The 6,412-nt window shown below is 43.0% G+C and carries 6 protein-coding genes; 2 read left to right on the plus strand and 4 right to left on the minus strand.

Annotated features, from left to right (window positions below; genetic code table 11):
- Positions 1-535, minus strand: a 535-nt coding sequence (locus A3735_RS12040) for a hypothetical protein (RefSeq protein ID WP_156499633.1), incomplete at its 3' end; no start/stop codon positions are given.
- Between the two features lie 116 nt (positions 536-651).
- Between A3735_RS12040 and A3735_RS12045 the strand changes: the two genes are divergently transcribed.
- Positions 652-2,085, plus strand: coding sequence for a 3-oxoacyl-ACP reductase (locus A3735_RS12045; protein ID WP_068510809.1), 1,434 nt, complete (start codon positions 652-654; stop codon positions 2,083-2,085).
- Positions 2,086-2,145: 60 nt separating this feature from the next.
- Here the strand turns inward: A3735_RS12045 and A3735_RS12050 are convergent, their stop codons facing one another.
- Complete coding sequence (locus A3735_RS12050) at positions 2,146-3,009, minus strand: M23 family metallopeptidase (protein ID WP_082880459.1); 864 nt, start codon at positions 3,007-3,009, stop codon at positions 2,146-2,148.
- Positions 2,993-5,395: a Lon protease family protein gene (locus tag A3735_RS12055; protein ID WP_068510812.1), complete on the minus strand. Its 2,403-nt coding sequence runs from the start codon at positions 5,393-5,395 to the stop codon at positions 2,993-2,995. The genes A3735_RS12050 and A3735_RS12055 overlap by 17 nt, the downstream gene beginning before the upstream one ends.
- 226 nt (positions 5,396-5,621) lie before the next feature.
- On the opposite strand from A3735_RS12055, the gene A3735_RS12060 reads away from it, so the two are divergent.
- Positions 5,622-6,020, plus strand: coding sequence for a hypothetical protein (locus A3735_RS12060; RefSeq protein ID WP_068510814.1), 399 nt, complete (start codon positions 5,622-5,624; stop codon positions 6,018-6,020).
- A 6-nt stretch (positions 6,021-6,026) separates the two neighbouring features.
- Here A3735_RS12060 and A3735_RS12065 read toward each other — a convergent pair.
- Positions 6,027-6,412, minus strand: a 386-nt coding sequence (locus A3735_RS12065) for an AraC family transcriptional regulator (RefSeq protein WP_231882549.1), incomplete at its 5' end; no start/stop codon positions are given.

The raw sequence follows: 6,412 nt of genomic DNA on the forward strand, positions 1-6,412 counted from the left end.
TCTTATTTAATACCTTGATTTCATCGCTTAATCTTGAATTTTCTCCGGCCAGCACTTCGCTATTGCTTGCGCCACTCAACAAAGACGCCCTAACCTGACTCAAGGATGCTGCTAGGGCCTCGTTTTCCTCTTTAAGCAAAGCGAGTTGTGAATTCAGGTTGTCGATAATATCCTGATTGACCGCAAGCGCACCCTCCGACTCCTGTATTTTTTCCTGCTGAGCCTGGTTTTCTCTTGTCAAACGCTCGTGCTCAGCTTTGGTTTCAGCAAGAGATTGTCCAGACGTAGACATTTTGGCTTGCTGATTTTTAAGCTGAAGTTCGAGCTTACCTATTTCTTGCTTAGATAAGACGCTGTCCAGGAGTGCAGTTTGACCCTGGTGATAAAAATAAAATGCTGAGAGCCCGAAAGCCAAGGCCATGATAAGAGTGACTATCCACGTACCGTTAAGCAGGCTATTGCGCTTGCGCAGATCATTTATCCACTGCTGCGCATATTGGTCAGCGTTATTCAAGGAATTGTCATGTGTCGTCATAAAACGTTATCTCAAGAAAAATAGATTTTTTGTAAGATATTATAATAGTTTGCGTTACACTAGCGCATGCCGCGCACGAGGCTCTATTGTTATTTTTTAAAGGGTAAAAAGTCGACATGAGTGATCTATATCTAAAGCTTGCGAACTCTCAGTATACACAGCCAATCATCCAAGCTTTGAACTTGCCCAAACCTCTTAATCTTGCTCGTAGCGAACATGAAAGCTTATATAATATTAGCGGTAAAATCCTGCTTGCCGCGACTAAGCATAATTTTGCGACTAATAGTGTATTTAAGGCTCTCGACTCCGACAACATTACCCTGTTTAGTGCACGCTCTAATACCGAGACACTAAACTTATCGGCCGCACCTACGAGTTATAAAGCTAAATGTACAGAAATTCAGATCGACAACCTTGAAGATCAAAAGTTTAAAGCTTTAGTTTTTGATGCGACGGGAATAAAAACAAGCCAAGAACTGAAGCAATTGTACAGCGTCTTTACTCGTTCCGTTAAGAAAATTAGTATTAATGGACGCTTTGTCATTATTGGGCAATCACCTTCGCAACTTGAATCACCGGAAAGCGCTTCTTTGCAAGGCTCCTTAATAGGGTTTGCAAAATCGCTAGCTAAAGAGTGTGGTAAAAAAGGGATCACCAGCAATGTTATTTACCTGGAAAAAGGCGCTCAGAAATATCTAGACAGCTCTCTCAGGTTTTTCCTTTCGCCCAAGTCAGCCTACATAAGCGGACAATCTATTCAGCTTTGCAACAAAGCAACCAAGCAGAAAAGAACAGACCAGGCTAAGCCACTACTCGGCAAAACTGCTCTTGTAACTGGAGCTGCTCAGGGGATTGGCTATCACACCGCAAAAACATTAGCGCGCGATGGTGCAACAGTCGTCTGCCTGGATATACCTGCCAATGAAAGTGCTACACAAGCTCTCGCTAAAGAGATTTCTGGACACAGTGTTGCATTGGATTTAAGCGCAGAAAGCTCGGTCGACTCTATATGCAATACTATTGGTGCGCAACTCGGCGTAATAGATATCATTGTTCATAACGCTGGCATTACTCGCGACAAGACTATTGCTAACATGCCAGAGCACTTTTGGGATCAAGTGATAAACATCAACTTGTCCAGGGTGCTGGATATCAATCGTGCGCTAATAGAAAAGAAGCTACTTGCTAACAATGCACGCATCATCTGTATATCTTCTATTTCCGGGATTGCAGGTAACTTCGGACAAAGTAATTACGCCTGCTCTAAAGCCGGAATAGCCTCTTATGTTGAAGCGATGAGCCAACACACCGCCGACCAGGGCCTTCAGGGGCTAACTATTAACGCCATTGCACCTGGCTTTATAGAAACTGATATGACCCAGCGAATCCCTTTATTGACTCGTGAACTAGGGCGACGTATGAATGCATTATCACAGGGTGGCTTGCCGCTAGATATCGCAGAGGGAGTGAGCTTTTTCAGCCGCCCCGATGCTAATGCGCTTAACGGAAATGTACTTCGTATATGCGGTTTGAGTTTACTAGGTAAGTAAATGTAATAATGGAATGGAATGCGATGACCATCTTGCAGCAAGAATGCCATCGCTTTAAGTTTACTTATCACCAGCTATCAAAAGAACCAGCTGAGGGTCAATTCTCGTACCATACCAATTAACACGCCAATCAAGGTGCGGACCTGTAGAACGACCTCCAGCCCCTACTTTGGCAATTTCCTGGCCTGCCACAATATCTTCACCTTCTTTTACGACAACTTCACTTAGATGAATAAAGGTTGAAGATAGTCCATAACCATGGTCAACAATTAAAGTGCCACCGGAGTAAAACATGTCTTCATGGACCAGCGTAACTTTACCGCTAGCAGGAGCATAAACTGGCGCCCCAACTGGCCCAGCATAATCAACACCATAATGTGGGCGCTTTGGTGTACCGTTGTAAATCCGTTGACTACCGTAGACACCAGTAATAGGCGCCCTCATAGGTGCCGTAAAGTCATCCAAAAAGTAAAGCAAGCTGGAATCAGTTTTACGAGCATTTTTAACCAGCGCCGTTTCGCGTTTTATACGGGCTAGTTTATCCTTACTGGGTGTCACGGTTTTTTGAGGAACACCTTTAATACTTTGAGTCGGATAAGTCCTTTGCTTCACATCAATAATTAGAGAATGACGTTCACCATTAGGAGCGCTGAATGTTAATTTGTGCTCCGGCGCAGCATCGCGACCAAAGCCAATAATAAAATCCCCTTCTCGCGTAAGCCGAATTTCGCGTTCATTCAGTTTTACGTCGTACGAAGGCTTAACATTACCTTTTAACAAACCGCCCTGTGCAAATACCCCCTCAAGCACCACGTCGTCGGTCATTAGCTTTTCTGAGAGCAAGTCATCCGCAAAGACATTAGCACAAGTCACTATAAGGAGTGTAAAACCTGTTCGCTTTAGTCGCTTAAGCGTTTTTCTCATGAGCACCCTTTTCTTCGCTATCTTTACTCTCTTCTTTCTCACGTAAGCTGGCCATCTTCTCGTGCACTTTGCCGAAGATGCTGCCATCCTCGTACATACCGTCTTTAAGCGTTCCCGTCTTTAAACCCGTTAGCAATTCCAATGCTTCATTAACATGCGTTACTGCATAGATATTAAAGCGCTTTTTCTTAACGGCATTAATCACCTTCTGGCTTAACATAAGATTGGCAATATTGCTTTTAGGGATAATAACCGCTTGCTTCTGATCACTGCCGATTAACTCACAAGCATCGAGAAAGCCTTCTATTTTCTCATTTGCGCCACCAATTGGCTGAACTTCACCAAACTGATTCACTGAGCCGGTCACTGCGAAGTGCTGAAGAATTGGCACATCAGCAAGTGAAGAAATTAAGGCGCAGAACTCGGCCATCGACGCGCTATCGCCATCAACCTCACCGTAAGACTGTTCAAAAGCAATACTTGCAGATAGAGGCATCAGATCATCTTTTGCAAATAAGGATGACAAATAAGACGATAGGATCAAAATCCCCTTAGTATGGATATTGCCGCCCAACTTGGCATGATGCTCGATATCTGTGATATCACCATCACCAAAATAACAATTTGCAGTAACACGGTTTGGCATTCCGAACTCCGAACCCGCCGTGGAGTACACTGACAGTGCATTGATCTGCCCAACAACCGAACCGCTAACGGATAGCAAAGTAGAGCCATCTCTTATCGTATCAAACAGTTGATCTTTGATTCGCCCATTGCGGTGTTCGGCACTTTCTAAAGCGCGCTCTACGTGAGACTGTCTGATCATTGTTGAACGTTGCTCACGCGCCCAGTAGTTTGACTCTCGCAGCAAATTAGATATTTCAGAGGCGTGAAGTGACAACTTATTCTGATTTTCAGCCTGGCGGGAGCTAAACTCAATTACCCGAGCCACCGCTTTCTTGTCACAGTGAAGAAAGCCTTTTTCGTGTACGAGACTAGAAATGAATTTTGCGTAAAGCATCTGTGATTCAGGCGTACGATTCATTTCGTTTTCGAAGTCCGCTGTCACTTTAAACAGTTCTTCAAACTCAGGGTCGTAATTCTGAAGCAATAGATAAGTTTCGAGGTCACCAAAGAGAATAATCTTAACATCTAATGGAATCGGTTCCGGTTCCAAAGAAATCGTTCCAGACAAAGTCACTTCTCTTTCCAGGGAATTGATTTGCAGTTCCTTGGAACGCAGGGCTCGCTTGATCCCGTCCCACACAAAAGGTTGTTCAAGCACCTTCGCCGCATCAATCAACAGGTAGCCACCGTTGGCACGATGTAAGCAACCCGAGCGAATTAAGGAGTAGTCGGTAAACACCGTGCCTTTGTAGGTCACATGCTCCACATAACCAAACATCGTGTGATAGTTTGGGTTTTCTTCAACGATAACAGGCTCTTTAGAGTCCTTGTGCTGAACCAGTACATTAACCTGATATCTACGAGGTAGTTTCTTCTCAAGCGTTGCATTGGACATAGCGCCCTGCTCTTCGCTGTCTTCGAGAAAAATATCTAAGTTATTGACGATATCATTTTGTATATCATTCAAATAATCAATTACTAAAGAGTGCTTATGATATTTGTGAGCAAGTGACTCAACCAGGTGCTGTGTAACGCCCAGTACAACCTCTTCATTGAGCGCTTGCTGCTTATCTACAAACTCCTGTTCCCAGTTTGCTATTTTTCTAATCACCCCTCTTAGCTTTAATTCAAGCTTAGTGATTACATCATCAAACTGATCTTTCTCATCTTCCGCAAGTGCTTCAAAGCTTTCGACTGTATGTACATCTTCACCATTCATTGCAGTGAGACGGTATCCACCAGGGGTTGTCAAAGATAGCTTTACCTTTTTTCGCTTCGCTTGCTTAGCGACTTTCTCTAATGCCGCTTCTTGCTTTTCAGCGTATTCTAGCTTGAGTGCTTCTGAGCGCTGAAAGTACTGATCATTCTCGAAAGCCTGAGGAATGCCTTTGACCAAACGGGTCATAAGCTTTTCGACATCCTTTTTTAAATTAGCGCCCATGCCAACCGGTAACTTAAGTACTTTGGGTGATCTAGGCTCATCGAAGTTAGCAACGTAGCACCAATCGTATAACTCTCTATTTTCTTTACGGTGATGATCTAGAAAACGCAAGATCATCGTACGCTTGCCCAAGCCATTGCGGCCAATTGCATACACATTGTAACCAGAGTCAGGCATTGACATCGCAAAGCGGACAGCTTCCTGTGCACGGTCCTGACCTACAAATTCATTTAATGGCGGCAGAGCTTTAGTACTGGAAAAGCCCAAGTCAGCATCATCACATGTTTTGTATAATTGTTTCGTAGATAGCGGTTTCAATGTGAGCCCTTAAATATTATGAAAATGATTACATGCAAAGCATTAGTTCAAAGTATCTAAACGATATTAACAAAACAGACTGGCTTAACAAGACTAATTTTTACCAACAATTTAACCTATATTCATTTACTATAAGAACAGCTGTCAGTTGAAAGTTGATTTGTTGGGTGTTTAGCGTTTAATATCCCTCTCCTGATTCGACCTAACCCCATACCATTTTATACCTATGCATAAAATTAAACTCATAAATTGGGCAGAGCGCCGCATTAAAAGACGCCATAAAGCGCCTGATTTACGAATATCAATACAACCTGTCGGCTTAAGAAAATTCTTCAGCTCCTCACAGGAAGTTAAATGCCTCGATATCAATCGCTATGGTATGGCGATCAGGTCGCGTCGTCCCTTTAAGGCCAAAGAACGCATTCTAATTAACTTTAGAGGTAAGTATATTTCACTTTCCAAGGTTGGGGGCATCGTCACCGAGTGTGTGAAAGTTCGGCATTTTTACCGAATCAGTGTTGTTTTCAGCTACGCAAAAGACAGCAAAGAATACTGCCGCAAGACAGATAATGCTCTTTCAAGAATTGAAAGCCTTTATAACCAGCAAACAAAAGAAGCCGGTTAACTCTTCTCAAGCACTTCCAATCGAGTGTTTATCACGATAGGCACGCGGTGATAAGCCCATCCAGGTTTTAAACGCTCTAGAAAATACCGAGGCTTCATCAAAGCCTAATTCCAACCCTATCTCGCTTATTGATCGATTACTATCATTTAGCAGGCTTAGCGCTTTTTCACATCGTAGTTTTTGCTTAATTTGTTGGTAGCTAGTGTTTTCTTTTTCCAAGACACGCCTTAAATTTCTTGGGCTCATATTGAGTTCACTGGCCAAATCATCAAGCTTCTTAAACTGCATCGTATCATCAACAATCATATTCATTACTTGAGTACTAAAACTTCGTTGAAAGTCCGGCTTTGACAGCAAATCGGTTGGCGAATTTTGTAAAAAAGTATTCAACT

Source organism: Oleiphilus sp. HI0061, assembly GCF_001635675.1.

Coding starts and splice junctions, on each gene's coding strand:
- A3735_RS12045 (WP_068510809.1), top strand. CDS start 652: ATGAGTGATCTATATCTAAAGCTTGCGAACTCTCAGTATACACAGCCA.
- A3735_RS12050 (WP_082880459.1), bottom strand. CDS start 3,009: ATGAGAAAAACGCTTAAGCGACTAAAGCGAACAGGTTTTACACTCCTT.
- A3735_RS12060 (WP_068510814.1), top strand. CDS start 5,622: ATGCATAAAATTAAACTCATAAATTGGGCAGAGCGCCGCATTAAAAGA.